20 protein-coding genes and 2 tRNA genes are annotated in these 24,143 nt (G+C 60.5%); 11 read left to right on the forward strand and 11 right to left on the reverse strand.

All coding sequences use genetic code 11. The annotated features are described in order from the left end of the window. Positions 1-315: 315 nt before the first annotated feature. The 3 genes from NZ740_03305 to nth all read right to left on the reverse strand — a co-directional run bounded on the left by NZ740_03305 (position 316) and on the right by nth (position 2,382). Positions 316-391 (reverse strand) — tRNA-Thr (locus NZ740_03305). A gap of 99 nt (positions 392-490) precedes the next feature. Then, positions 491-1,573, reverse strand: coding sequence for a hypothetical protein (locus NZ740_03310; protein ID MCS6771037.1), 1,083 nt, complete (start codon positions 1,571-1,573; stop codon positions 491-493). A gap of 77 nt (positions 1,574-1,650) precedes the next feature. After that, positions 1,651-2,382, reverse strand: a complete 732-nt coding sequence (gene nth, locus NZ740_03315; protein ID MCS6771038.1) for an endonuclease III — start codon at positions 2,380-2,382, stop codon at positions 1,651-1,653. Positions 2,383-2,471: 89 nt separating this feature from the next. On the opposite strand from nth, the gene NZ740_03320 reads away from it, so the two are divergent. Continuing rightward, positions 2,472-3,527 carry a hydroxymethylglutaryl-CoA reductase gene (locus tag NZ740_03320; GenBank protein MCS6771039.1) on the forward strand — a complete coding sequence of 352 codons (1,056 nt, stop codon included), beginning with the start codon at positions 2,472-2,474 and terminating at the stop codon, positions 3,525-3,527. A 49-nt stretch (positions 3,528-3,576) separates the two neighbouring features. Here the strand turns inward: NZ740_03320 and NZ740_03325 are convergent, their stop codons facing one another. After that, positions 3,577-4,185: a hypothetical protein gene (locus tag NZ740_03325; GenBank protein MCS6771040.1), complete on the reverse strand. Its 609-nt coding sequence runs from the start codon at positions 4,183-4,185 to the stop codon at positions 3,577-3,579. Between the two features lie 90 nt (positions 4,186-4,275). Next, positions 4,276-4,368 (reverse strand) — tRNA-Ser (locus tag NZ740_03330). A gap of 103 nt (positions 4,369-4,471) precedes the next feature. Here NZ740_03330 and NZ740_03335 point away from each other — a divergent pair. Continuing rightward, positions 4,472-5,641, forward strand: coding sequence for a hypothetical protein (locus NZ740_03335; protein ID MCS6771041.1), 1,170 nt, complete (start codon positions 4,472-4,474; stop codon positions 5,639-5,641). A 92-nt stretch (positions 5,642-5,733) separates the two neighbouring features. Here the strand turns inward: NZ740_03335 and NZ740_03340 are convergent, their stop codons facing one another. Continuing rightward, the gene (locus tag NZ740_03340; GenBank protein ID MCS6771042.1) at positions 5,734-6,564 is read right to left on the reverse strand and encodes an RNA methyltransferase; all 831 of its coding nucleotides are present in this window, start codon (positions 6,562-6,564) and stop codon (positions 5,734-5,736) included. 62 nt (positions 6,565-6,626) lie between these two features. On the opposite strand from NZ740_03340, the gene NZ740_03345 reads away from it, so the two are divergent. Further along, complete coding sequence (locus NZ740_03345) at positions 6,627-7,298, forward strand: hypothetical protein (protein ID MCS6771043.1); 672 nt, start codon at positions 6,627-6,629, stop codon at positions 7,296-7,298. Positions 7,299-7,356: 58 nt separating this feature from the next. Here the strand turns inward: NZ740_03345 and NZ740_03350 are convergent, their stop codons facing one another. Further along, positions 7,357-7,893 (reverse strand): DJ-1/PfpI family protein, encoded by a 537-nt coding sequence (locus tag NZ740_03350; GenBank protein MCS6771044.1) that lies wholly within the window; start codon positions 7,891-7,893, stop codon positions 7,357-7,359. 186 nt (positions 7,894-8,079) lie between these two features. Here NZ740_03350 and NZ740_03355 point away from each other — a divergent pair, with 186 nt between their 5' ends. The 3 genes from NZ740_03355 to NZ740_03365 all read left to right on the forward strand — a co-directional run bounded on the left by NZ740_03355 (position 8,080) and on the right by NZ740_03365 (position 11,002). Further along, complete coding sequence (locus tag NZ740_03355) at positions 8,080-8,820, forward strand: hypothetical protein (protein MCS6771045.1); 741 nt, start codon at positions 8,080-8,082, stop codon at positions 8,818-8,820. A 69-nt stretch (positions 8,821-8,889) separates the two neighbouring features. After that, entirely contained in the window at positions 8,890-9,708 is an 819-nt protein-coding gene (locus tag NZ740_03360; protein MCS6771046.1) for an NYN domain-containing protein, read from the forward strand. A 94-nt stretch (positions 9,709-9,802) separates the two neighbouring features. Beyond that, complete coding sequence (locus tag NZ740_03365; GenBank protein MCS6771047.1) at positions 9,803-11,002, forward strand: argininosuccinate synthase; 1,200 nt, start codon at positions 9,803-9,805, stop codon at positions 11,000-11,002. 196 nt (positions 11,003-11,198) lie between these two features. On the opposite strand, the gene NZ740_03370 is transcribed toward NZ740_03365, so the two are convergent. The 4 genes from NZ740_03370 to NZ740_03385 all read right to left on the reverse strand — a co-directional run bounded on the left by NZ740_03370 (position 11,199) and on the right by NZ740_03385 (position 18,931). Beyond that, positions 11,199-13,751, reverse strand: coding sequence for a glycosyltransferase family 39 protein (locus tag NZ740_03370; GenBank protein ID MCS6771048.1), 2,553 nt, complete (start codon positions 13,749-13,751; stop codon positions 11,199-11,201). A 26-nt stretch (positions 13,752-13,777) separates the two neighbouring features. Then, positions 13,778-14,932 (reverse strand): 4-phosphoerythronate dehydrogenase, encoded by a 1,155-nt coding sequence (locus NZ740_03375; GenBank protein ID MCS6771049.1) that lies wholly within the window; start codon positions 14,930-14,932, stop codon positions 13,778-13,780. A 121-nt stretch (positions 14,933-15,053) separates the two neighbouring features. Next, positions 15,054-18,089: a hypothetical protein gene (locus NZ740_03380; GenBank protein ID MCS6771050.1), complete on the reverse strand. Its 3,036-nt coding sequence runs from the start codon at positions 18,087-18,089 to the stop codon at positions 15,054-15,056. 74 nt (positions 18,090-18,163) lie between these two features. Then, the gene (locus tag NZ740_03385) at positions 18,164-18,931 is read right to left on the reverse strand and encodes a PEP-CTERM sorting domain-containing protein (GenBank protein ID MCS6771051.1); all 768 of its coding nucleotides are present in this window, start codon (positions 18,929-18,931) and stop codon (positions 18,164-18,166) included. 696 nt (positions 18,932-19,627) lie between these two features. On the opposite strand from NZ740_03385, the gene NZ740_03390 reads away from it, so the two are divergent. The 5 genes from NZ740_03390 to NZ740_03410 are packed head-to-tail and all read left to right on the forward strand — an operon-like array spanning position 19,628 to position 24,126. After that, positions 19,628-19,942 (forward strand): zinc ribbon domain-containing protein, encoded by a 315-nt coding sequence (locus NZ740_03390; protein ID MCS6771052.1) that lies wholly within the window; start codon positions 19,628-19,630, stop codon positions 19,940-19,942. Positions 19,943-20,001: 59 nt separating this feature from the next. Beyond that, entirely contained in the window at positions 20,002-20,664 is a 663-nt protein-coding gene (locus NZ740_03395; GenBank protein MCS6771053.1) for a hypothetical protein, read from the forward strand. Continuing rightward, on the forward strand, positions 20,661-22,379 hold the full coding sequence (locus NZ740_03400; protein ID MCS6771054.1) for an ABC-ATPase domain-containing protein: 1,719 nt from the start codon (positions 20,661-20,663) through the stop codon (positions 22,377-22,379). Before NZ740_03395 ends, NZ740_03400 begins: the two co-directional genes overlap by 4 nt. 14 nt (positions 22,380-22,393) lie before the next feature. Further along, on the forward strand, positions 22,394-22,849 hold the full coding sequence (dtd, locus tag NZ740_03405; protein MCS6771055.1) for a D-aminoacyl-tRNA deacylase: 456 nt from the start codon (positions 22,394-22,396) through the stop codon (positions 22,847-22,849). Continuing rightward, entirely contained in the window at positions 22,846-24,126 is a 1,281-nt protein-coding gene (locus NZ740_03410; protein MCS6771056.1) for a hypothetical protein, read from the forward strand. The genes dtd and NZ740_03410 overlap by 4 nt, the downstream gene beginning before the upstream one ends. Positions 24,127-24,143 lie beyond the last annotated feature (17 nt).

Raw genomic sequence — 24,143 nt, forward strand, 5'->3', positions numbered from 1 at the left:
TGCGCGCGCCTCTTTTGGCGCTATGGTCATCAATATCGGGAGGGCCGTCGCCAGCGTGACCAGCCCGATTTTGATCGCGCGACGACGAGTAACCACCCTCTCGCCCTGTTCGGGACGCTCATCTTGGGGAGACTCATCGAACCCTGAATCTTTTCTCAACATTTGCCCCACAAGGAAAAGTACTTCCCCAAAATTCAATTTTTGTCAACACTTTGACGTATTGGATCCCTGAAGGCGTCTTGCAGCCGGACGATTCGACGGGCTCATACCACCTCGTGATCACAATTTGAGCCGCACCATAATCATTCTAGAGGTTGGAGCCGGCGGACGGATTCGAACCGACGACCTGCTGATTACAAATCAGCTGCTCTGCCAGCTGAGCTACGCCGGCGATGCGACCGTATGTAGGGCATTCCCGCGCGAAAGGCAACTGAACTCTTCGGGGTGGGATTGCCGTGTTGCGCCGGATTTGCTGCGGGCGGAAATTCAATCAATCTGTGTTTGGCCGGGTCGCCGGCTCTGTGGGCACTTCGCGCGGGATGGGGATTTGCCACTTTGACCGGACGGAGCGGCGAGCTGGCTTCTCGCTACGGGATCCGTCTTTTTCCGGCGCAGGCTGGACCACCGATTCGGGCTTTGTTTCGGGCTCGCGTTCAGGACTGGCCGGTTGTTCGGGAATGGGCACCACAGTGAGCTCGGCAGCCGGTTCGGGAACCGATGGCATCTCCTGTGCCGGTGGTGAGGTGCCCGTCTTCGGCGTGTCGTCCTGTGCTTCGGCCGGGGGAGGCGAAACCGATGTCGCTGCAGAGGGAGGCTGTTGGGGCTGAGGATCCGGCTGGGTCGCAGGGGGAGATGGCTCCAGCGGCACATGGTTTTCCACAATGGCCGTCATGGCGACTAGGAGTTCGGCATACATTTCTTGTGGCGGGGTCTTGGCTTCGACCCCCAGTTCGGCCACCATGCGCCGCGCCGCAGCCATCAGCTTTTCGAAGCGCGGTGATTTCGGGTTGAAATAATCTTCCCTCGGCGCCTGTTCCGATGCGGCAAGGGCGGTGACCGCTTCCTGCAGCCGGATGATGAGATTGCGCAATTCCTGCAGCCGCGCGGCAAAGGGGTTGTCGCCTTGCAAGGCCCTTTCGAGAGCTTGTGCTATAGGAGTCAGGCTGGTGGCCTCCTGCATGGGGGCGGCGACCCCCTCAACAACGACACGATACTCAGTTCGCTTCCGGATCAGCCCTCGATTCTCGCTCAAAACCGTGGCCGTGAAAATGTATTCATTTCCGGGTTGAAAGTTGCGGAGCACCGGCGCGATGGATCGGTCTGCGTAACAATCGCCGATGATTCGCGTAGTGAATTTGTAGAGTGTTCGGCCGGCGAATTCGACTTCATCCGAAGAGGGAATGGCCAACAGTGTGTCTCGAAAGACCACGCCCCTCGCCCAGTACCGTTGCGGGTTGGCGACGATATCCCGTGGCGGCGTCAGTCTGAATTCCTGCGCCAGTCCTGGCGGGACCGCAACGCAGATGATCAACACGACAAGGCCGGCGATCGCGGCGCGGGACACTTTTCTCATGAAGTTAGGCTAGGCGATTCGCACATTCTGTCAACCGCGCAACATAGCGCTGCCGCACATGCGCGGGTGGAATAAGCTCACGAAGCGGACCGTTCTCGCGCACGTGATCGCGAGGACCGCCTCTGCCCAGATCCATTTTCGCGCCCGCGTCGTCCACTCATGGATTGAACATACGGACACAGGTCGGTAAGCGGGCATTCGTTGCATTTCGGCGCGCGAGCCGTGCAGACATATCGCCCGTGCAGCGTGATGGCGTGCGACCAGTCGGTCCAGTCGTTCTCGGGCAGCAATTTTTGCAGATCATATTCGATTTTTTCGGGGTCCCGATGGGAGGTCAGGCCAAGCCGCTGGTTCACGCGGATTTGATGGGTATCGATAATTAAACCCGGAAGCCCAAACGCGTTGGCCCTAAGCAGATGGGCGGTTTTTCGGCCGATGCCCGGAAGACGGAGCAGGGCGTCCATCTCGGATGGGACGTTTCCTCCGTGCCGCTCCACGAGTGCCGCCCCCAGAGCTTTGATGTTTTTGGCCTTGTTTCTAAAGAACCCCGTGCTGCGGATCAGTTCCTCCAGCTCCCGGAGATCGGCGTTGGCGTAGTCGGATGCGTTGCGATAGCGACGAAACAGCGACGGCGTCACCTGGTTGACACGTTTGTCCGTGCATTGCGCAGCAAGGATGGCGGCAACCGCTAGCTCCAGCGGGGTGTTGAAGTCCAGTTCACAACGGAGCTCAGGGATCGAGCGGCGAAGACGGTCCAAAATTTCCCTGGCGCGCCGCTTTTTTTGCTCAAGGGTCTCGCTCCGCGTCATGCCGTGACGATAGCCTGTCTGTCCGTGCCGCTCAAGGATGGGGCACATTCCGCTTGCGGGATATTAGCGTGAGTCGGAACATGGCCTCCATGAAGCGCGAGATGGAAGTGGCCGCCGTCCCGCTGAAATGGGTGGGGCCGATACGCATCAAAGGAAGTGAGGTGGAAGGCGACACCGAGGTTCCTCTTGCGACCTACGAAAGCCCGCTCTGGCCCTCTGTCGACCGTGGGGCACGGGTAACGCGGGAGATCGGCGGGATCACGGTTGTAGTGCTTGACCAGTGCATGACCCGTTCCGTGGTCGTCGAGGCGGCGGACGCAGCCAGCGCGGCTGGGATCGCGGAGGCGATCCGTTCGCGAATGTCGGAAATGGAGGCGGCTGCCGCCGCGACGAGCCGCTTTGCCCGACTGCGGGGCGTTCATTGTCAGGTGGTGGGGCGGCAGCTTTACGTTCGTTTCTCCTTCGATACGGGGGATGCCGCCGGCCACAACATGGCTACGAAAGCGGCCGAGTCCTTGTTAGACTGGATTCTACGCGAGTACCCCGCGCTCAAGTACGTGTCGATTTCAGGGAACCTCTGCACGGACAAAAAGCCCTCCGCGGTCAACGGGATTCTCGGCAGAGGGGTTTATGTGATCGCCGAAGGCCTCGTGCCCGCGAGGATTTGCGAGACCCGGCTTCGGGTCGCTCCGCAATCGATTGTTGACCTGAATATGAAAAAAAATTGGATGGGCACCGCGCTCGCGGGGGGGCTTCGGGCCGCAAACGCCCATTTTGCCAACATGCTCCTGGCCTTTTACCTCGCGACCGGGCAGGACGCGGCGAATATCGTCGAGGGTTCTCAGGGGTTTGTGACAGCCGAAGTTCAGGCCGATGGTTCCCTGTATTTCGCGTGCACGATTCCGCACATCATTGTCGGAACCGTGGGCAGCGGCAAGGACCTGCCCTTTGTGGAGAGGGCGCTGGAACGACTGGGGTGCCGGGCGAACCGTCCGGCGGGAGAAAACAGGAAACGGCTCGCCGCCATTTGCGGCGCGGTGGTGTGGTGTGGAGAATTGTCGCTACTTGCGGCTCAGGCCAATCCGGGCGAGCTGGTGCGTGCGCACATGGCGCTTGAACGCAAGGCAAGGGCGCACACCGGTTGACGGCAGGACGGCCTACTCCGGCCCGGGCGCATCCGCAGACCGAATGCGCTTATCCGCGGCGGAGGAACTTCAGAAAATCCCCGCAACACAGGCCGAGAGTGAGGCCTGCATGCGAGCCAAACGTCGAAGTGATGCGAATGACGACGTTTGTGTTTGTGCCGCCGCCCCCGCCTCCACCGCCGCCTCCGGGCTGGGTCCCCGGGATGGTCGCCGTGCCGCAGAAAGGGCTGAAACGGTCCGGTTCAATATATGTGCCCGTCATCGTGCCGCGGACGGAAGATACGGCGCCGGTTACTCCGGCATCGCTGCTGGAAAGAATCCCTGAAAAGACGCCTTCCACACCGGTGGACGTCCGACCCCGCAGCTCGAAAGAGGATCGGCCCCCCTGGGGTTCTCCAAGCGAACCTCGCCAGATGTTGCCGTTGTTGTCCACGGCTTCCAGCCGGTCCCCATTCTGGCGCAAGTCGAGCGTACGGATCCGATTGCCGCTGTTGTGCTGGACGATGGCCTTGCTGCCATCGCAGGGCCTGTAAAAGCCGGTATAATTGACGGAGACATCGCGGATAAACGTATCTGCGGAGTCTGTCTCGCAACCGGTGGACAGGGCGAGCGCGCTCGCCGCAAGAGCATAAAGGAGGGCAGACTGGATCGATTTCATACAGTTACCTAATCTAATCCAAAATGCCTGGAAGGGATACTGCGAAATGGAGCAAGGAGCCCAGGTGTGATCGGCGCCAGGGCGCTTATATGGCGGAGGGGGTGGGATTTGAACCCACGGACCACCTTTTGGGCGGTCTCTCGATTTCGAGTCGAGTGCCTTAAGCCGCTCAGCCACCCCTCCGTGAGAGGAGCACACGAAACTTTGTCATGTGGTTCGGCAACAATCAACCCTTATCCTGGATCGATCGGTTGCCGAAAGGCGACCCTCCTTGTAGGATGCAAGCATGCATAGGGCTGTTTGGATGATAGTCGCCGCGGCGATTTCGTCCTCTGCATGGTCGCAGGAGACAACTCGGCCGGTCCTGTTGAATGGCGCTCCGCTGCGCGGCGAGATCGTCCATGTGGGACCGGAGGGAATCGAGGTCCGGGTCGGGGATTCGAATCGTCTTGTGCCGTGGATGGCCTTCGCGCCCGGGACGCGGCTACGGTATGATCCACATTACCGCGCCAATTTGAAAGACGCGCAGAAAGGGGTTGCGCCGAACCGTTGGGCGAAACCTCCGGATGGCGTATACTCGGCGACTCCGGAGCCATTTGCGATCAGTAGCGCTCAGCAGCCCCTGGCCGCAGGGGCGCTTCAGCCGGTTCCGGCAGATTTTCGACCCTTGACATTCCAGCCGTTGCATCACATCGGCGTGCGGCGCCGAGGAGAGCTGGTTCCGCTCGAAGGCGCTTCGGATGTCCGCTCTGTCTCCTGGGCTCTACAATACGGCCCATCCGCATCCGATTGGGTGTTGTTTGTTTTGGAACCCGCCGCGCATGAGGCTCTGCCTGCGGCGATGCATTTGTGGAGCGCCTCGGGCCGAAATGTCGAGCGGTTTCCCGCATCTCGGCAGAAAGAGGGTGAAGACACGCGAGTCGTCTTTCGGGACGTTCGATTGCAGTCCACACGGGAGGGCGCGGCGGTGGACTACGTAATAACGATCTCCGCGGTAAGCCGGTTGCCCGGCACGTTGCTGTTGAGAGCGGAAGTGATACTGCGGCGAGACCCGATCTTGTCCAGCTTTCTCCTGCTCGGCGCACCATCGGGTGTTCTGACGGGCGATGGATCAATATCGCCTCGCGACATCCTTCAGCCGCCGACCCTCACCTTCAGCCTCGATAATGTTGGCGGTAAGTCGGTCTTCGCGGGGAATGTGCGCATGGGGCGGCTTCGCCTTGTTCCGAAGACGGGCATGAGCCGCGAGGTCGAGGTCACCATCTCGGAAGAACGCGGTCCCGCGATTATCGAGGGCACCTGGCCGGCGGGCGGTGAGCAGCCGACCGACAAGAACACGTTTGTCGTGCCTCTGGATAAACTGAAATCAGGCGGCAAATATGCGTTGAAGGCGAAGATAGACCTCGGTCCCTTCATCGGGCCTTTGGACTACACGGAACATTTTGTCATGCCCTGAGCGGGCGAGGGGCCAAATCGGCCATCCATGGCACCGATGCAGGTTCGGACCGCTTGCGAGGGCGCCACGGCAGGCGCGGGCAACGCCGTGATTTACAGCCGATTCGCGCGTGCGGGAATTAAGCCACGGGCACGCCGCTGGCGCACCGCCTCATACAAAAGGAGGGTCGTCGCCGCCGCGACATTGAGGGAATCGATCTGGCCAAACATCGGAATTCGCGCCCGCTCATCCGCCGCGGACATCCATTTCTCGCTCAGCCCGAATTTTTCCGTGCCGACGACGATCGCGATTCCGACCGTCATGTCGACTTCGGTGTATTCGCGCTCGGCGTGCGGTGTGGCGGCAACGATTCGAATTTCCCGCTCACGGAGCCAGCGGAGCGTTTCCTCCGATTCCGCCTCGGCGACTGGCAGGCTGAACAGCGTGCCGATGCTGGACCGGACGACGTTGGGGTTGTGAATATCCGTGCATCGGTCGCAGACGATCACGGCGTGAACGCCGGCGGCGTCGGCAGAGCGCAACAGAGAGCCGAGATTCCCCGGTTTTTCGATGGCCTCCGCAACCAACAGCAGCGGGCGTTCCGGGAGTGACAAGTCCGCAAGGCGCAGGCGAACCTGTCGGGTCAGAGCGATCAACCCTTCCGGCCGGTCGCGATACGCCACTTTCGCGAACGCCTCGCGCGAGCACTCAAAGAGTTCCGCGCCGGCCTCCGCGCAGCGGCGCACAATCTCCGGCTCGTTTGCCCCCTGATAAAATTCCGGTGCAAAAAAGAGGGCGAGCGGTGCGCGCCCGTTGTCGAGCATGCGTTTGACCTCGCGGTAGCCCTCGACCACCACCAGACCGCGTTCATCGCGATACGGTCGTTTCTGCAAGCGGATCAATTCCTTCAACCGAGGATTCTGGAGGCTTGTGATCGAGATCACGCGTCGCGGCGATGCGTTCGCGGACTTGGAATTGGGCCTCATGTGCGATATGGTTGAAACCGGTGACTCGATTTGTCCAGTGGTCTTGCAGATTCGCCTGTGGGCTCGCCGCCGCGCTGGCCTGCTCCGCGGCAGATCAGCCATATCCCTTTGACCGATATCGAGTGATCCTCGAGCGAAAGCCGTTTGGCGACCTGCCAGCGCCGGAAACAGCGGCTCCGCCGCCTAAGCCGCCGGCCGAGTCATTCGCGAAAAGCCTGCGGCTGTCGATGATCGTCGACGTCAATGACGGCGAAAGCATGAAAGTGGGCTTTATTGATACGCGTACCGGGAAAAGTTATCTACTGATGCCTGGCGAATCGCAGGATGGCATCGAGGTAGTTTCCGCGAGCTGGAAGGACGAGGAGGCCGTTTTGCGGCATGGTAGCGAAATGGCGCTAATCAAAATAGCCTCCGGAGAGGTTCGCGCAATCGAGCCGCAGCAGGCTCCGAATCCGCCGCCGCAATCATCGGCCGTCCGCCCCACATGGGAGGAGCGCCGCCGCGCACGTGCGGCCCAGCCCGAACCGCCTCCCGAAATTCCGCAGCCGCGCTTCACGGGCGCTGAACTGGAAAAGCACCTGCAGGAATATCAACTCGAAGTTATTCGGCAGGGCCTGCCGCCGCTTCCCATTCCGCTCACGCCGGAAATGGACGCCCGGTTGGTCGCCGAAGGCATTCTTCCGCCGCGCTGAACGACGCCTCCGACGATCATTCGTTCGGCCAGCCGCGCACCAATTCCTCTTTCGCTGCTCAAACCAGCAGGGCGGACGCGACTTTTTGGGCGAGGTCGGCTCCGCCCAACTGTTTGACGATCTCCAGCGCAAATGCCATGCTGGTCGCCGGACCTTGGCTAGTGATTAGGCGGCCATCGACCACGACGCGATCATCCACTCGCTGGGTTGTTTTGAGTTCCACGCCCGGGTAGCACGTTGCTCTACGGCCTGCCAGCACACCGGCCTTTTCGAGGACAAGCGGACCGGCGCAAATCGCGCAGACCCATCGGCCCGCGCTATGTAATTTGCGGATAGCCTGAAGTGCGCGTTCGTCGGCCATCAAATTTTGAACGCCGCCATAGCCGCCTGGGACGACGATCGCATCGAAGTCCAGCGGATTGACCGCGTCGATCACCGTGTCGGGCGCGAGTTTCACGCCGCGCGAGGCCCGAATCACATCCGGCTTGAGACCGGCGACGGTCACCGAAAATTCCGCCCGCCTCAAAACGTCGATCACAGTTACAGCCTCGATCTCTTCGCAACCTTCCGCCAACAACACCAGAACCTTGCTCATGGGGTACCTCCTGCCAAGTCGTCGATGCGTATTGACAACTTACGACGGCCGCTGTTCGAACCAGGGCCCGTCCTGACGGAAGCATATCTCCAAAGCCCGCCTCGAAACAAGCGGGCATGAACAAGCTCGGCGGCAGGCGCAAACCATTTTGCATCTCCGCTGCCAGGCGTACATGATGCGACGGGTATGAAGATCGTTGCGGACACGCACGTTCACGTTTACCCCTTCTTCAGCCTTGGCGATCAGCTCGATGCGGCCGCGCGGCAGTTGCCTCGTGCGGACGTACGCCTGCTGTGCCTCGCTGAGCGGGAGGGTCAGCACGAATTTGAGTCGCTGCGAAGCGGTTCGCGCGAAGACGGAGGGTGGTTGTTTGAGAACACGTTGGAAGAAGAAGCAGTACGTGCCCGCAAAGGAGCCGATGTGCTGCTGGTGCTGGCCGGGCGTCAGATAGTCACCCGGGAACGCATCGAAGTGCTGGCGCTTGGCGCCGATGTTTCCATCCACGGAGGATTGCCGATTCGGGAGACCATCCGACTCGTGCGAGAATCGGGCGCGATCTGTGTCTTGCCGTGGGGCCTGGGCAAGTGGTGGGGCGCGCGCGGCCGGCTGGTTCGATCGTGCCTCGAGGAGTTTTCACCTGGCGAACTTGCGTTCGCCGATACGGCGTTGCTGCCCCATTCTTTTCCCGAGCCTCCGCTGTTGCGGCACGCCCGCGCGAAAGGATTTGCGATCCTGCATGGCTCGGATCCCCTGCCGCGCCCGGGCGAAGAACGCATCACGGGGCGTTGGGCTACCCAGTGGAACGCGGCCGAGTGGGATGCCGAGCGCCCCGCGGCCGCCTGGCGGCGGCTGGTCCGCCAATGCGCCCCTTGCGCGCCGGCTGGCCGGCGTTGCACGCTGTTTGAAGCCGCTGCGCGAATGCGATAGACTCGCCGCCGTGCGTCCCGATCGGCCGGGCGGTTGAGAATGCTGCCCCGCCGCGGACCGGAGGATCCGATGAGCAAATCGCCGGAAACCGCAAATTTGGCCGTCTTTTGTGATTTTGAGAACATCGCCCTGGGCGTGGAGGAGGCGAAATACGAAAAGTTCGACATCGCCCTCGTGCTGGAAAAACTGCTGCTCAAGGGAAGCATCGTCGTCAAAAAAGCCTACTGCGACTGGGCGCGCTACCGCGACTTCAAGGCAGCCATGCACGAGGCGGCCTTCGAGTTGATTGAGATTCCGCATATTCGGCAGTCCGGAAAGAACTCCGCCGACATCCGCCTCGTCGTCGATGCGCTCGATCTCTGCTACACCAAGCCCCATGTCGATACCTTCGTGATCGTCAGCGGAGACTCGGATTTTTCCCCGCTGGTCAGCAAGTTGCGCGAGAACAACAAAACCGTGATCGGCGTGGGCGTGAAACAATCCACGTCGGACCTACTGATCGCGAACTGCGACGAATTTATTTACTACGACGATCTCGTCCGTGCGCAGCGTCCGGCGCGGCGCTCCCGCGCCCCCAAAAAATCGCCGGAGGCGCCGGGAGATTCCCGGGCCCATCTCCGCCCTTCGGAAAAAATGGGCGATGTGCAAGAGGCGATCGATCTCATCCTCGAGACGATCGAAGCCATCGCGGAGGAGCGCGGGTCGGACGAAAAGATTTGGGGGTCCATGGTCAAGCAGACGCTCAAGCGACGACGCCCAGGTTTCAACGAATCGTACTACGGCTACCGCTCGTTCAATCGCCTCCTCGAGGACATGGCCGCGCGCGGCCTGATCGAGCTGGAGCACGACGAAAAATCCGGCGGCGTGATCATTCGGCGCTTCCGTTGATCGCGCGCGCTTTCGGCGCTTCGCCGCGGCATTCGCGCTTGGCAACCGAAATCGATTTTGTAACGTCGAGCGGATTTAGGAGGCGATTTAGCTCATGAAAGTGGTGCTTGCGTATTCGGGCGGTCTGGACACGTCCGTGATCCTCAAGTGGATTCGCGAAACGTATAGCGCAGAAGTGATCTGCTTTGCAGCGGATATCGGACAGGAGGAGGAGCTCGAGGGGCTCGAGGCAAAAGCGAGGCAGACGGGCGCGTCGAAATGTTACATCGACGACCTTCGCGAAGAGTTTGCCCGTGATTTTGTGTTCCCAATGATTCGCGCGGGCGCCGTCTACGAGAGCGGCTATCTGCTCGGCACGTCCATTGCACGGCCGCTCATCGCGAAGCGCCTTGTCGAGATCGCCATCGCGGAGAACGCCGACGCAATCGCGCACGGCGCGACCGGCAAGGGGAACGACCAGGTGCGCTTTGAACTGACGGCCTACGCGCTGAAGCCGGACATTCGGGTCATCGCCCCGTGGCGCGAAGAGCGGTTTCGCCAGCAGTTCAGCGGGCGACAGGCGATGCTCGAATATTGCGCCCGCCATGGGATCCCCGTCGAAGCCACGTCGAAAAAGCCCTATTCCATGGACCGGAATCTCCTGCACATCAGCTACGAGGGCGGCATTCTCGAGGATCCATGGGCGGAACCGCCGGAAGACATGTTCAAGCTGACGGTCAGCCCGGAAGCCGCGCCGGACCGACCGGAATATGTCGAGGTCGATTTCGAAAACGGCAACGCCGTGGCAGTTAATGGCCAGCGGCTGTCGCCGCTAGGGGTCATGCAGGCGCTTAACCAACTGGGCGGCCGGCACGGGGTTGGACGCGTGGACCTGGTGGAAAACCGGTTTGTTGGCATGAAGAGCCGCGGCGTCTATGAAACGCCGGGCGGCACGATCCTGCACCGCGCCCGCGAGGCTGTCGAACAGATCACGATGGACCGCGAGGTGCTGCACCTTCGCAACAGTTTGATTCCTCGATATGCCGCGCTCGTTTACAACGGGTTCTGGTACTCGCCCGAGCGCGAGATGCTGCAGAAAGCAATGGACGAGGCCGCCGCGTCGGTCACAGGCACCGCGCGGATCAAGCTCTACAAGGGATCCGCCACGGTGGCCGGCCGAAAGGCCGCCCGGTCGTTGTACGACCCGCACATGGCGAGCTTCGAGGGCGCGGGTGGCTATGACCAGGGCGACGCGACCGGCTTCATCAAGCTAAACGCCCTCCGCCTGCGCGTGCGCGCACGCGTTCGCTCATAAGAATTTTTTCCATGCCATGGAATTTCCATGGCATGGAAAACCTCGCGCGCTGGTTTTCCATGCGATGGAAATTTCGCGTCTTTTTGTCTCGGGGATAAGCAGCAGTTGTGTTTTTCGGCAAGATGGATCCGCGCAGTCACAGTGCGGGGCATCTAGGCGAGCTCACCTACTGCACTCTCGGCGCGTGGCGCGGCCGTCAGTATAGCTCGATGGAGCCTGCGTGAACGCGCCGGTCTCGACCGTGGGGCGCATCCGGCTTCACTCGCTTGCCGGTGCGCGGATGATACAAGCCGATCCATGCCTCGTACCGGCCGGGCGGTAGGTCGAGCGGGCCGATCATCTGCGCGAGGAGCGCGCCATCATACCGGGACGGGATTCGTTCCAAGGGGATGTCTTGCGCGTAGACCTGGCGTTTTTCTGAATCGAGGAGATGGATGAAAAACGCCACCTCGTCAAGGTCCTCGAGTCCCTTGGGCGAGGCCTTGAGCCGGGGTTCTATAGCGAAGGACGCGCGAGCCGGCAGACGAGGTGGCAGATAAAGGTTTCCGAGCGTCCAACGACCTTTTGCGAAGGAGAACTGCGGCTGCCACGGGGGCGGGGCAGGCGCGACAGGTTCGAGCGCCTCCAGCGGTCGGATGTTCCAAGCGATTGTAATTGGCGCCGCATTGCTGCCGCAGTCGACTTCTATGCTGGAAAAAAGGGACTGAGGGGTGTTGGTCCACTCGGCGAGCCAGACGCCATTGGTCTGTTCGAACGGGACGCGGATTGCCCGATCCGGATGTTTGACGAGGAGGTTGTTGACGATCAGGGTGGGCGTATTCTCCGTTGGGGCATTCAACTCCACAGCATACCGCCCGGGCGTCAGTGCGGCGAAGCGAAGCAGCCCGAAAGCGCCGCTGCCCACGGTGTTGGTCCCGCTGAAAAAGCGGGCGCGAGCCAATTTTGCAGAAATAATCTGCGATTCCACCAGGGGTTCCGGGGGTGGCCCGAAGCGGACAAGAATCGGTGATCCGCGAACGTCAATCTGCACATCAAAGGCGCGGCCGGCATAAGGACCGCGTTGAAACGGTCGTGCTTTTTCACGGGGGAATGTCCAGGATCGCGATTCGTAGGCCGGCAGGAGGAACGATTGGCGCTCCCCGTCCACACGCAGGTCCACGAACGCTTCGCGGGGGCCAGCGCAAACCAGGACGGACAGATCGCCGGAGAGTTCGCTCTGAACGACCCCTCGCCGGAAGGGTTCGCGGGGCTTGATGACGGCCAGGCGGGTTTCGCGGGGAAACGCCGGCAGGTCGGCAAATATCCAGTGCCGGCTGATGGGCCAGGGCGTGGATGGCAGAAAAGCTTGCGGCGCGTTGGTCCATACGGAGCCGCCCGGCACGCGGACCACGCGAGGCCGGTTCCGGAAGACTGAAAGATTTTCCGACTCGACCGCCAAAAAACCGACGGCAGTGACTCTCTCGGAAGGATCCAGCGAGATTGCCAACTGATCCTCAGCCCGCTCGACGATACTAAGGGTGTCTTCGCGGCTCCAATGGAACCATTCCCATCGCTGGATGCGAGCGTATTCGACGGCGGCGAAGGCGAGTAGGATGGCGCTGCATGCCCGGAAGGGGAACCGAGATGAAGCCGCCGTCGCAGCCGAGGCAGCCATCAGCATCAGCGGCAAGAAACTAAAATGAAACGGTTGGACCTCGGGTTTTCCGATCAACGCAAGGACGATCGCCACCCACGGCGCGGCGATGGCCGACAGATTCCAGGCAGATTCAATCGATCGATTTTGAAGATATTTGCGCGCCGCTGCGATGGCGGCCAGGACGCTCAACGTGACCATCGAGTAGCCGATCGTATGAAGGACGATCGGGACATTGCTGCTGAGGCTTATCCGGAGCCGGGAGCCGAAGGGCAGGGCAAGGAAATCCGACGAGACCCCATAGTTCCTGATGTAATGAAAGTTGAGCCAGATCAGTTCTAGGGTTTTCTCCGTTTTCCAAAGGACATGCGGCGTGAGAAGCACGAAGCCGGCGATCGCGCCGCCGGCCAGCGCGGCGCCCCATGCAAAGCGGCGTTTCCAAGATAGCGGCGCCAAGAGGAGCCAGAAGCCTGGCGCCAGAATGGCCAGCAGGCCGTGATACTTGCACGCGAAGGCGAGGCCGCACATCGCGCCGCACGCAAAAAACAAAAGGGGAGATGGATCCGTATTACGAGCCCTGAGAAAAAGGGCGATCGCCGCGATGGCGAAAAGGTCGGTCCCCACATCGCCGGTGGCGGTATGTGTGACGACCGACAAAATCGGCGAGAGCGCGGCCGCGAGAAGCCAGAGCAGGCGCAACGCGGGAGAAAGGTCTAGTCTTTGGAGAATTCCCCAAAAGACGGCCAGGGCGATTATCCCATACAGAACGCGGAACAGAAGCGCGATGTGATGGATGTGAGACTGTGAAGGACGATTCGGCAGTTCGACCGCTGGCTGGAGAGTTGAAACGAGGTATCGAACGGTCGGCCACGTCGCTCGGATCAGCCACTCATCGACATGGTTGAGTCCGTAGGGGTAGCCGTCATAGGCGAGCGAGCCCACATACCAAACGTAAATACCGCGTAGGTAGTTTTGGACGGCGACCATCTGCTTTGCCACATCTGGATGGAAGCTGGCGCCGGTCTCAAGTCCGCGAAACAGCCCGACCGATCGCACAGCAACCGCAAGGGCGAAGATGGCTATGAAGAGCCAACGGTGGATTGCAGCAGGTCGCATAAAAAGGTTAGGGCTTATGCCGGCGATCAGTGCGGATCCACTTGAAATCCCAGGACGCGAAGCCTTTCCTCCAGCGACGGTGCCGGTGCGGCGAGGCGCACCTTAAACGACGGAAACTCGCGTCGATCCGGGTATTGCGCCCGGAGTCGCTGAAAGTGCGCGCGCCGCTCCTCGGGTTGCAGATCCATGCCGTTGCGCAGGGCAGTATCGTCTGCGCGAATGTTATAGGCTTGGGAAACCACATCGTGGAGGGCCTCCAAGTCGGACCGACCCCGCGGATCAACATAGAGGGTTCGAGTTGCCTCTGAAGTAAAAACGGGCGGCGACCAGCGGGGTTCCACCTCGAGGAATCGGCAGGCCTCCTCGTAACACATGATCGTTCCGCGAACGCGTCCCTCGTAGGAATAGCCTGCGATATGCGGTGTGGCCAGGAATGCGCTGCGGACGACCCGCGGATCGATGGCCGGCTCATTTTCATAAACGTCGAGAACAGTTTCTGCAAGCCATCCCTTTTCCAGGGCAAGCAGGAGGCAATCCTCATCGACAACCTCGCCGCGAGAGGCATTGATGAGTATGGATCCCGGCCGCATATCTTCGAGGAATCGGCAGTTGACCATCTCTCGCGTCGCGTACTCGCCCGTGTCCGTGAGGGGAACATGCAGTGTGATGATATCGGTCCGGGAAAGCAGCGAGCGCAGATCCAACCACTGAGGACCGGGCTCCAAGGCCGCGCGAGGTGGATCATTGAGCAGTGGCGCAAGGCCCAGCGCAGGGGCGAGCGCCGCGACGCGGGATCCGACATTCCCGACCCCGATAATGCCGATGGAGCTGCCTTCGAGCGGTACACCGCGATGCGCATGGAGTTCGAGGAGCGCGGCGACGACCCATTCGGCGACGCTGTGCGCGTTGCAACCGGGCGCGGCGGTCCATGCGATTCCACGGGTGGAAAGGTAGTCGGTGTCAATGTGGTCGAAGCCCGCGGTTGCGGTGGCCACGAACGAAACGCGGCTGCCCTCGAGCAAGGAGGGACCGACACGGACCTTTGAGCGGGTGATCAAGAGGTCAGCGTTCCGGACGATCTCCGGAGAAATCTCCTGTTCCGGCACACAGACCACCTCACCCAGGGTCGAAAACGCTTCGCGGCCCAGCGCCACGCTGGTCGCGCAAACGATTCGCGTCATGCCCAAGACCTTGCAAAAAAGGTCGATGCGGGATCAAGCGACAAAGAGTTCTGTGGCTGAGGCTTCGTTGATCCGAGGGTGAGCGTGATCGGCGAAGAGATTTCCTCTTCGCCGAACCCTGTTATTTGAGTTTTTCCCGGCGAATCCTTTCGGCTTCGTCGCGATTGCCCGCCGATTCGTAGGCGCGCGCTAGAGCGTCCCAGACATCCGGCGAGTCGGAGCCCTTGGTGATGGCCGTCAACAGATTGGAGACCGCCTCGGACGGCCGACTGGCATGGAGAGCGACGAGGCCGCGCGTGGCCCACGTGCGAGCGGCGTCTGGGTTAAACTGGAGGGCCTCATCCAATTTGGAAAGCGCTTCCTCATGTCGGCCGATTTGGTGGAGGGCCCAGCCCCAATCATTGAGCGTGGATACACTGGGCGCGCGCGATGCCGCCATTTCGAAGGCGCGCGCCGCATGCTCCCAGTCATTTTCCCATGCGGCGGACGTCCCCACGGCATACCATCCCAGTGGGTGATGGGGATGGAGTTGTAGCAGCGCCGCGCCATGCTCCTCCAACCCTTGGGCATCGCGTTGAGTGAAATCGAGATGGATGAGGGCTTCCAAAACTTCAGCATTCAAAGGCTCCAGCACCCTGCAGCTTTCGAGATATTGCCGTGCGCGCGACCAATCGCGGTTCGCGGCCGCGTTCTGGGCAAGATAACGAAGGGACGGTGGGTGGTTGCTGGAAAGCCGATCGAGATCCGGCAGAATCTTCCGCCATTCCTCGAGGCGTTCCAAACGGCCCAACGCGGTGGCTTGGCCCAGCGCAGCTTCCGGAAGCGATGGATATTTGAGCAACAGTGCGCGAAAATGCTCCGCGGCCTCCTCTAACCGCCCTTCCGCCAACAGCAGTTCCCCTTCCAACGCCTGAATCTGCCACACCGCGGCGCCTTGTTTTTGAAGGGCCCTGAGGTCCGCGCGGGCTGCATCAAATTTTCTATCGCGCAGATGCCATGCGATGCGCTCCCGAAGCGCCAGTGTATTGGCAGGATCAGCCTCGAGCAAGGCGTCCAGACGCGCCCGGGCTTCTTGATGGCGTCCCTCAGCCAGGAGCCGGGTGTACGCATCAAGGGGGTGATGTTCAGCCGAAGGTTCCAAAGACGAAGGGGGAAATACTGGCGTAATCTGACCCTCCGAAATGGCGACACGGCCGAAGGCAGCTTGAAAAGGCAGCCCGCCGCCATGTCCCGCGAACCGGCCAAGCACCGCTCTCGCCTGCTCCAAAAATTTATCTTCCGGGGGTTTGCCCATACGCTGCAGGAGCAGCAGACGATTGATATGCGCGACCGGGTTATCAGGATCGAACTCGAGGGCGCGGCTGAACGCCCGCAGGGCTTCATCGCTTCGGTGCAGGCGGTTCCATTCCACGCCGACCTCGTTGGCGAGCCGGCCCATATATCGGTTGAACCATCTCGCAAAATTTGCTGCTGCAGGACTTGCGCAGTCCGGCGGAATTTGAATGGGCGCTATTCGGTCAAGCCGGTCGGCTGTCTCCAGCAAAATCGAGACATCGAGATCCTGATCGGAGGGGGCAAGTCGATAGGCGAAGAGATCGGGACGGAACAACTGATGTGGGGGCGCCAGCATATCGAGCGGCGCGACGGCGAGACATGGTATGCCAGCGGCGGATGTCTTTTCGAGCCATTGCGACAGGACCGGTTCCAGTCCGGCGCGTTCCACCCAACCTGGATCAAATGTTGGGTCGATGGATGCCAGATGGCGAAGATAAGGGAGGCGGGTAGCCGCGCGAACGTTTACGAAGCGAATCGGCTTAGCCGCGTGGCTTGCGGCAATTATCAGATGGTCGTCGAGCTCGCCCGTTGTGGCCACGATGGCGTTTTCGGGTGCATGACTAACGATGGTTTCAGCAAGGGCCCGCGCGGCTGACGCGACTTCCGATGCCACGGTGGGCCGATTGGCCGACGCTGCGGCGGCGCAGAGCAGCAGTCCTGCTGCAAGCCAAGCGAGATATAAAGTTCGTTGCCGCTTGGTCAGACCGCTCGATTTACGGCGCAGAGTGAGTCGCATAGCCAGCCATGCGTAATTCTGACCCCAAAGTCGACCTGCCCATAGTGCCGCAACAAAGTAGACGAGCGGGAGCGCCGAATCCGTTTGGGCGATTCGAAGCGGGGCTCCGGAAAAGTTCAGCAGAATCACGCTTGCGATAACGGGCAGAGCGATGAACCGAAAGAGGGCGGGGCCAAAATTCAACGCGTCCGGCCGGGGCGGCGCCACCGGCAGACTCAAAAACGGCAGCGGCACGAAGGCCAGCGCAAAGATGGCCAGCCAGCCAACCTTTGGAATCGATTGCGGACCTCTGGCCATATATTCTTGCCAGAACAGGCGCACGGCCTCCATCCACGAGTCGGCTTCACGCCAGGCTGCCGCTGGTGTCGACAGGAAAATCCGGATAGCGGGCAGCACGACCATGGCGAAGGCGATCCCCGCGGCGAGCGCGAGGAGAGCGCCGTCGCGCCAGAGAGTTTCACGGCGCAACGACGCTCGCGTCGCAGCTGCAAGGATCGCTATCGGAAGAAGCAGTGCAGCGGCTGCATGGTCTGTTGCGCTCAAACCGAATGAGGCTCCGGAGGCCAGCAGGAGAGTACGTCCTCCGCAGAGGAGATAACGTTGGAAGACGAAGACGGCCGCCGCGAGCAGGGCCAAGGCGAGTGTCTCGGCTCTGGGATAGGAAAAGGTTAGAACGAATGAGGGGGATGCGATCCAAAATAACGTTCCAAATATTGACGCCGAGCGACGGGCATGTGCATCCACCGATTCAGAAGCTTTAGTGATTTGCCAATTCCATAGAATGGCATTCAGAAAGGCCGCGGTGGCGCCGGCAAGGATGGCCTGCAGAGTTACAGTGGCGACAAGCGCCGAGGGGAAGAAAAAGGAAAGTAGAGATATCGCTGATCCCCAGATGGGCGTACCCAGAGGGCGAAAGATTTGGTAACCGGCATAGCCCGTTAGCGCGGATGCATCGCGTCCGGGCAGCGGGGAGAAGGGGGATTGGGCAAGGACCCAGACCGCGGCAGCCGAGCCCAGCACAGTTGGATAGATAATCCCCGATGGGAAAGCTACCGCGATTCGTCGAGAATCGCGGTTATCCTTCACGCCATTCGCCATCATAAAGAGAAACCCCGCTGAGGACAGCGGGGTTTCCAAGAGTAGCGAAGTCAGTCAGACAATTATTTGCGAAGCCTCCGGTAAACGAGACCGGCAAGCCCGAGTGCGGCCAGCGCAATGGTGGACGGTTCCGGGACCACCTCAAAGTTGTTGAAGTACGGTTCCCGATAGCTCCCGAAATCCATGGAGCTTGCGTACAGGCGAAACGCATCGATGCCACCAGGGACCGTAATGCTTGTAGTAAATGTACCCGTACCGTCACGGTCATTGGCCTGCACGCTGAGCGTGGTCGGGTCAACCATTGTAAATTCCCAAAGCATGGCGATGGTGCCATAGCCGAATCCAGTATCGTTGCCATTGAAGGTGATCGTTGCCGAATTCCCGATGTTGACATTGACCACCTGTGTGCCACTGATCCCGCCGACGTAGAGGTTGAAGCCTTTGTTGCCTTCGGCGCTGTTCGAGTCCCAGTTGACGCCCCACAAGAAGCGGAATGTTTGCCCCACGCTGAGACCGCCCCCGGTGAGAGAACGGTCCGCGTTCACGAAGGGATTTCCTGCGTGTGGGTTGGCATACAACCCGAAGCTATTCGTAGGCATGCCGGAAATTCCTGCGTTAGATGCCGGGTTTCCGATGAAAACACCCGCAAAATATGAAGGAGGATTGTTATTTACGAAGATGGTCCAAGCGCTAAACCCAAAACCGCCATTATCGCCGCTTTGCCATCCGTCTGAGTAGGCCGATTGAAAGGCGTCGTCATAGGCCAGGTTGGCGGCGCTCGCAGTCAGAGTGGGTATGGCGATCGCGAAACATATGAGACGTGTGATCATATTTCTCATCATGGTCCCTTCATCAGGTTCTTGTATGAAGTGAACATTGCCATGACCTCGTCACTCGGTCAATAATTTTTTACCAGCTAAAAGCTTTTACCGAAGAGGTGATGTTTTCGATTTTCGTCCGTCGGCATACCGGTCTGGCGCGCCATGTACATCAAGAATACCAACTCCTGACTTCAAATCTCAATACGCGGTGGAGCGATGCGACCAATTTCAGCGAAATTTGATCAAGTAGGCGGCTGAGGGCGATTCGACTCGCAAGTGGCCACACATAAAAGCTAGCTCGATAACGCTTTGTGCCCAGGTTTGTATACCAGTAAATATGTCGTTGTCGTTCGGAGTTCCTGGCAATCCCGGTGGAGCTCACATTTGCAATTCGGCAATACCCAACAAACATGACACGCCCTATACGGAGATTCCATGCATGCGTCGCCAATTTAGGATCGGCACACATCAAATCATTTTCGGCAGGGTTGAGGGCTAGTCCTCAACAGCTGGTGAAATTTCGGCTCCAGACGCGTCCCGGCATGCAGATCCTCTTACCCTGACTAGGGTTGCTGATGAGCATCGCTGGCCGGCACATGGCTCATTCCACCGTACGCAGCTCGAAGATGGAGAGGTTGACGCCGAGGAAACCCAAAATTACTCTATCTTGCAGTTGCCGACGCTTTTAGAAAGAGGTTTTTCGGTATGCCCACGTACGAATACGAGTGCAAAAAATGCGGTGTTACGTTTGAAAAATTTCAAAGAATCAGCGAGAAACCGCTTCGACGATGTCCCGAGTGCCGCGGGAGCGTCAGCCGAAAGGTCGGAGCGGGGGCGGGTTTGCTGTTCAAGGGGAGTGGATTCTACATCACAGATTATCGCAGCGAGAATTACAAGAAATCTGCGAAAGCCGATTCCGGGGGATCCGCTGACAGCTCGAAATCGCCGTCATCCCCCGGTGGCAAATCAGACGCGGGGGCGTCCTCGTCCACATCCAAAAAGGTTGAATCCAAGGCGTGAGTGTCGGGATTCAGTGCTCGAGTTGCAGAACCATTAATCCGCGCGGCCGGCTTTTCTGCGTGCAGTGTGGTACGCAACTGGATCCGAAAGATTTGGTTTTCCGGGCGCAACGCTCAATTTCTCTGGCACGAGTTGTTCGGATTTGCGCAGCGGTCCTGCTCGCTGCAGGACTCGCCGCGATGCTGGCCCCCGCCCAGCTTGAGGGATCGCCGGGATCGCTGGCAGATGCCTATTCGCTAAGAGCGAAAATCAACGAGTTGTCACAGTATTCCCGAACCGGCTCTCCGCGAGAAGAAACGCTGACCGAATCGGAAATCAACTCTTATCTTGCGGCTCGCATGTTGTCGGCCGATCACGAGCGCGTCAACGAGGTTGAAATTCGCCGGCAACAGGAGAGCATGCGCGTGCGGCTCAAAGACGACGGGCGAATTTTGATCCAATGGTCTCGGAGGGTCGGGCCTCTCGATCTGGTTTATTCCGTGGACGGCCGTGTGGACGGCGGGGCCGAGCAACGGCGCTTTATCCCTGAAGGAGTTCGGATCGGCCGATTGCGGATTCCGGGTGTTGCGGGGATCCCGCTTGCGCGTCGCGCGTTGAGAAACATGGAGGGATTGGCCGGAGAAATCCGGTTGTTGGCCTCCGCCACGGCGATCGAAATAAAGGATGGCCGGGCGCGTATTGTGTTCGGACCGGCTTCGGTCGCCTCGGGGACGGAACCATGAAAGACAAACAGGAATTTTACGAATTGCTCGGCGAACTGGATGGACGGGATTTCAGCGAGTACAACCGGATTATCGGTGATTACGATTTTTCCAGGTATGTGCTGAAAGTCACCCGGGTTCCGACGGATGCGAGCGAGCCGGGAACGCTGTTTCTCCTCCGCGTTCCGTCTCACGTGGCCGGTTTCCCGGCGCATCTGCATCAAACACCGATTCGGCGGACGGCGCTGGAGGACCTTCTGGTCCGAAAGATGTCTGCGGCGATTGAAGCCAGTTCCGCATACGACGAGGACGGTGTCTCGCGAAAACGGCTGTTTCTGCCAAAACCCGGCCCCCAAATTTTGCCGCGATCCGCGTTGCTGATCACGGAGGATTACGTCGAAGCGCGGGTCCACGTAAATCTGCCGGTTCGGCGGGGTCGCATACATGGCGAAGAGGCGCGCCACATATTTTTCGAAACGCTGCCGGCCGTGGTGAATGCCTCGCTCATTTATTGCAATCTTGACGAGCAGGAGGCCGTGGCCTTTGTGCGCCTCATGGAGGATGCCGATGCGCTGCGGCAGATGCTGCCGACCCGCGGGTGGGTGGCGTTTGTTGGCGAGGGCGCTCTGCTCGCCCGCAGAGGCCCTGACGGCCGGGCTGCCCGAACGGGCGGTCGTCCGCTCGCCATTTCAGCCGAGTTGTGGACGGAAGTGGAATTGCCCAACCAAGGTCGGATTCGCGGATTGGGCATTCCCGCCGGTATCACCGTGGTAGTCGGCGATGAGTATTCCGGCCGCGTGGAATTCCTCAAGGCGATCGCGGCGGGCATTTACAATCATATTCCTGGGGACGGGCGTGAATACGTCATCAGCGCGCCGGATGCCGTCTATATCGCGGCAGACCCGGGACGCTGCATTCGGCGTGTCGACCTCGGAGCCTTTATCCGAGGCGACAATCCCGGTCGAGAAGGGTCGATCTATTCCACGGACGATGCGGACCCGTGCGCATCGCAGATGGCCGCGATGGCGGAGGCGCTGGAGGTTGGCTCTCGCGTGCTTTTGTTCGATGAATCAGACTCCGGCACGGCTTTCCTCGCTTCGGATTCGAGGCTCGATGAGATCGCCGGCGCCGGGAAAAGAGGGATTCTGCCTCTGTGTGCGGCGGCCCGAGAAATGGCCGACCATCGGGGCGTCTCCTTCGTGGTGGGGGGACGGTCCTCCATTGCGGAATGGATTCCAATCGCCGACACGGTGTTGCGAATTGAGAACTTCACCGTGTCGGATGTCACCAAAGAAGCCAAACGGCTCGAGATTCGAAGGACGGACGACAAACCCAACCCCGAAGCGGTGGCTCGACTGTTCGAATGTTCACGGCATGTGGTGCCCAGCAGCCTGGATCCCAGTTCGGGCCGTCACGATGCGATCGTGGGAGCCGAATCGATCTACCACTTGCGATTTGGAAAGTCCGTCGTTGATTTGCAGCGCGTGTGCCAACTCGCCGACATTTCGCAGACCGAAACGATCGGATTGATTCTGTATTACGCGAAATCCCGATATTTGCGCGAAGCGAGATCGATTCGAGAGATTATGGATCTGGTGGACCGCGATTTGAGCACTGAAGGGTTGGATTGCCTGACGCGGGACCTGCGCTGCGATCTGGCGCGGCCCCGGCGTTTTGAAATTGCAGCGGCCTTGAATCGACTCGCGTCGCTGCGAATCGCCAACATGGCGGAATAATCGTTGCGGCGGCCATGAAGCTGGTCTTGCAGCGCGTGAGCCGCGCACGGGTGATGGTCGAGGGGTCGGAGATCGCATCAATCGGGTACGGCTTGCTGATCCTTTGCGGGGTGGGTCGTGGCGATACTCCGGCGGACCGGGCCTGGTTGGCACGGAAGGTGGCGAATTTGAGAATCTTCGATGACAACCACGGGAAAATGAATCTCGGCCCACGAGACGTCGGAGCGGAGATGCTGCTCGTCAGCCAGTTCACCCTGTTTGCGGATTGTTCCCGCGGAAACCGGCCGAGCTATCTGGATGCGGCGCCGCCGGCGGAAGGGAAGACCGGCTTTGAAGCCTTCGCCGAACTGCTTCGGGCCGAGGGGTTCGATGTGCAAACCGGCGTATTCGGCGCGAATATGAAGGTCGAACTGGAAAACGATGGTCCGGTGACCATCGTGCTCGAAAGCTGCGGCCGGTCTTCGATATGAACATCGCAGCCATTCCGCGCCTGGCGGTACTTGGCGCGTGGGTGGTCTGCCTTGGTGTTCCATTGTCCAGTGCCGAGCCTCGCGATCGCGCGGAGACATCGAGGACCCTCCTCAGCGCCTCGCGGCGGTTCGTTGTATCCGGCCTGCCGGCCCCAAGGGCTTTCGAATTGGCCAGATGGGCGGAAGAGGTCGCGGAGCGAATTCAGCGGGTCACTGGCGTGATGACCTTCACCCGCGGTGAGTTTATCCTCATCGATGTCTCCGAGCCGGAAGGACCGCCATTCGTCACCGTCAGCCAGACCTGTGACGGGGGGGATATCTCGCAGAGCCTCCGGTTGGGTGGTCTTCCAGGAATTGATCGTGAAGAGGCGGAATCCGCGCTTGTGTCCCTGCTTCTTAGCCGCCAGATCCATACACTTCAGCCGCGGGCGGAGCGATGCCCGGACCCGGTTCTGATCTCCGACTGGATCTCTGTGGCTGTCGCCCATGCGACGGATCCGGACATTCGGCGCCGAGACCTCGATGCGGCGCTTGTCCGTCATCAGGGCGGCGAGCTCTCGGGATTTCGCGAGATTACGGGTTTCCACGTGATGCCGCGCGGTCGCCACCCCATCAAGGCGGACGCCACGGCGCTTTGGCTCTGGCTGTCCGACACGCCGGACGGCGGAAGCGCCCTATTGAAGGAACTCGTGCGAATTCACGCGGAGGGCCGGCGCCCGGACCCCGAATGGCTGGCTCGCTGGCGCACGGGAGAGTCTGACGTGGCCGCGGCTACTCGGGCTTGGCATGACTGGCTGGAGGCGCGGGCGGCTCGCCTCGTTTTTCCGGCGCGGCACCTATCGGATGAGTGGATGGATTCGCTTCGCGTGGCGCCGTTGACGGAACTGGTCGAAGCCGGAGGGCCGGCCGATTTGGCAGGTCGGCCTCTGATCGACCTTGTCCGTCTGCGCAAGGAACCGTGGTGCAAGAACTTCGCTGTTCGGCGCGCCATTCGGATGAGGCTCGAGGCCGTTGGACAGGAGGACGAGGCGCTTCAAGTGGTCGACGCCTACGCCCGGTTTTTGGAGGGCTTGGCGAAGGGGCTAGCTCGCCGGCGCCTGGACGCATCATGGAAGGAGGCGGAAACGCGGCTCCATCGTTACCAACGCATGCGCGAGGCGCGTCGCCGCTTTTTGGATGAGGTGGAAGAAAGGCTTGGACTGGCACGAAACCGGTCGGAAGATCCCGTAAACCGTTTTCTCCAGCAGGCAGACATGCGCACGGTTACGGGAAACTGACCGGTCGAACCGTTTGG

Source organism: Kiritimatiellia bacterium, from assembly GCA_025054615.1.
Taxonomy (GTDB): domain Bacteria; phylum Verrucomicrobiota; class Kiritimatiellia; order CAIVKH01; family CAIVKH01; genus JANWZO01.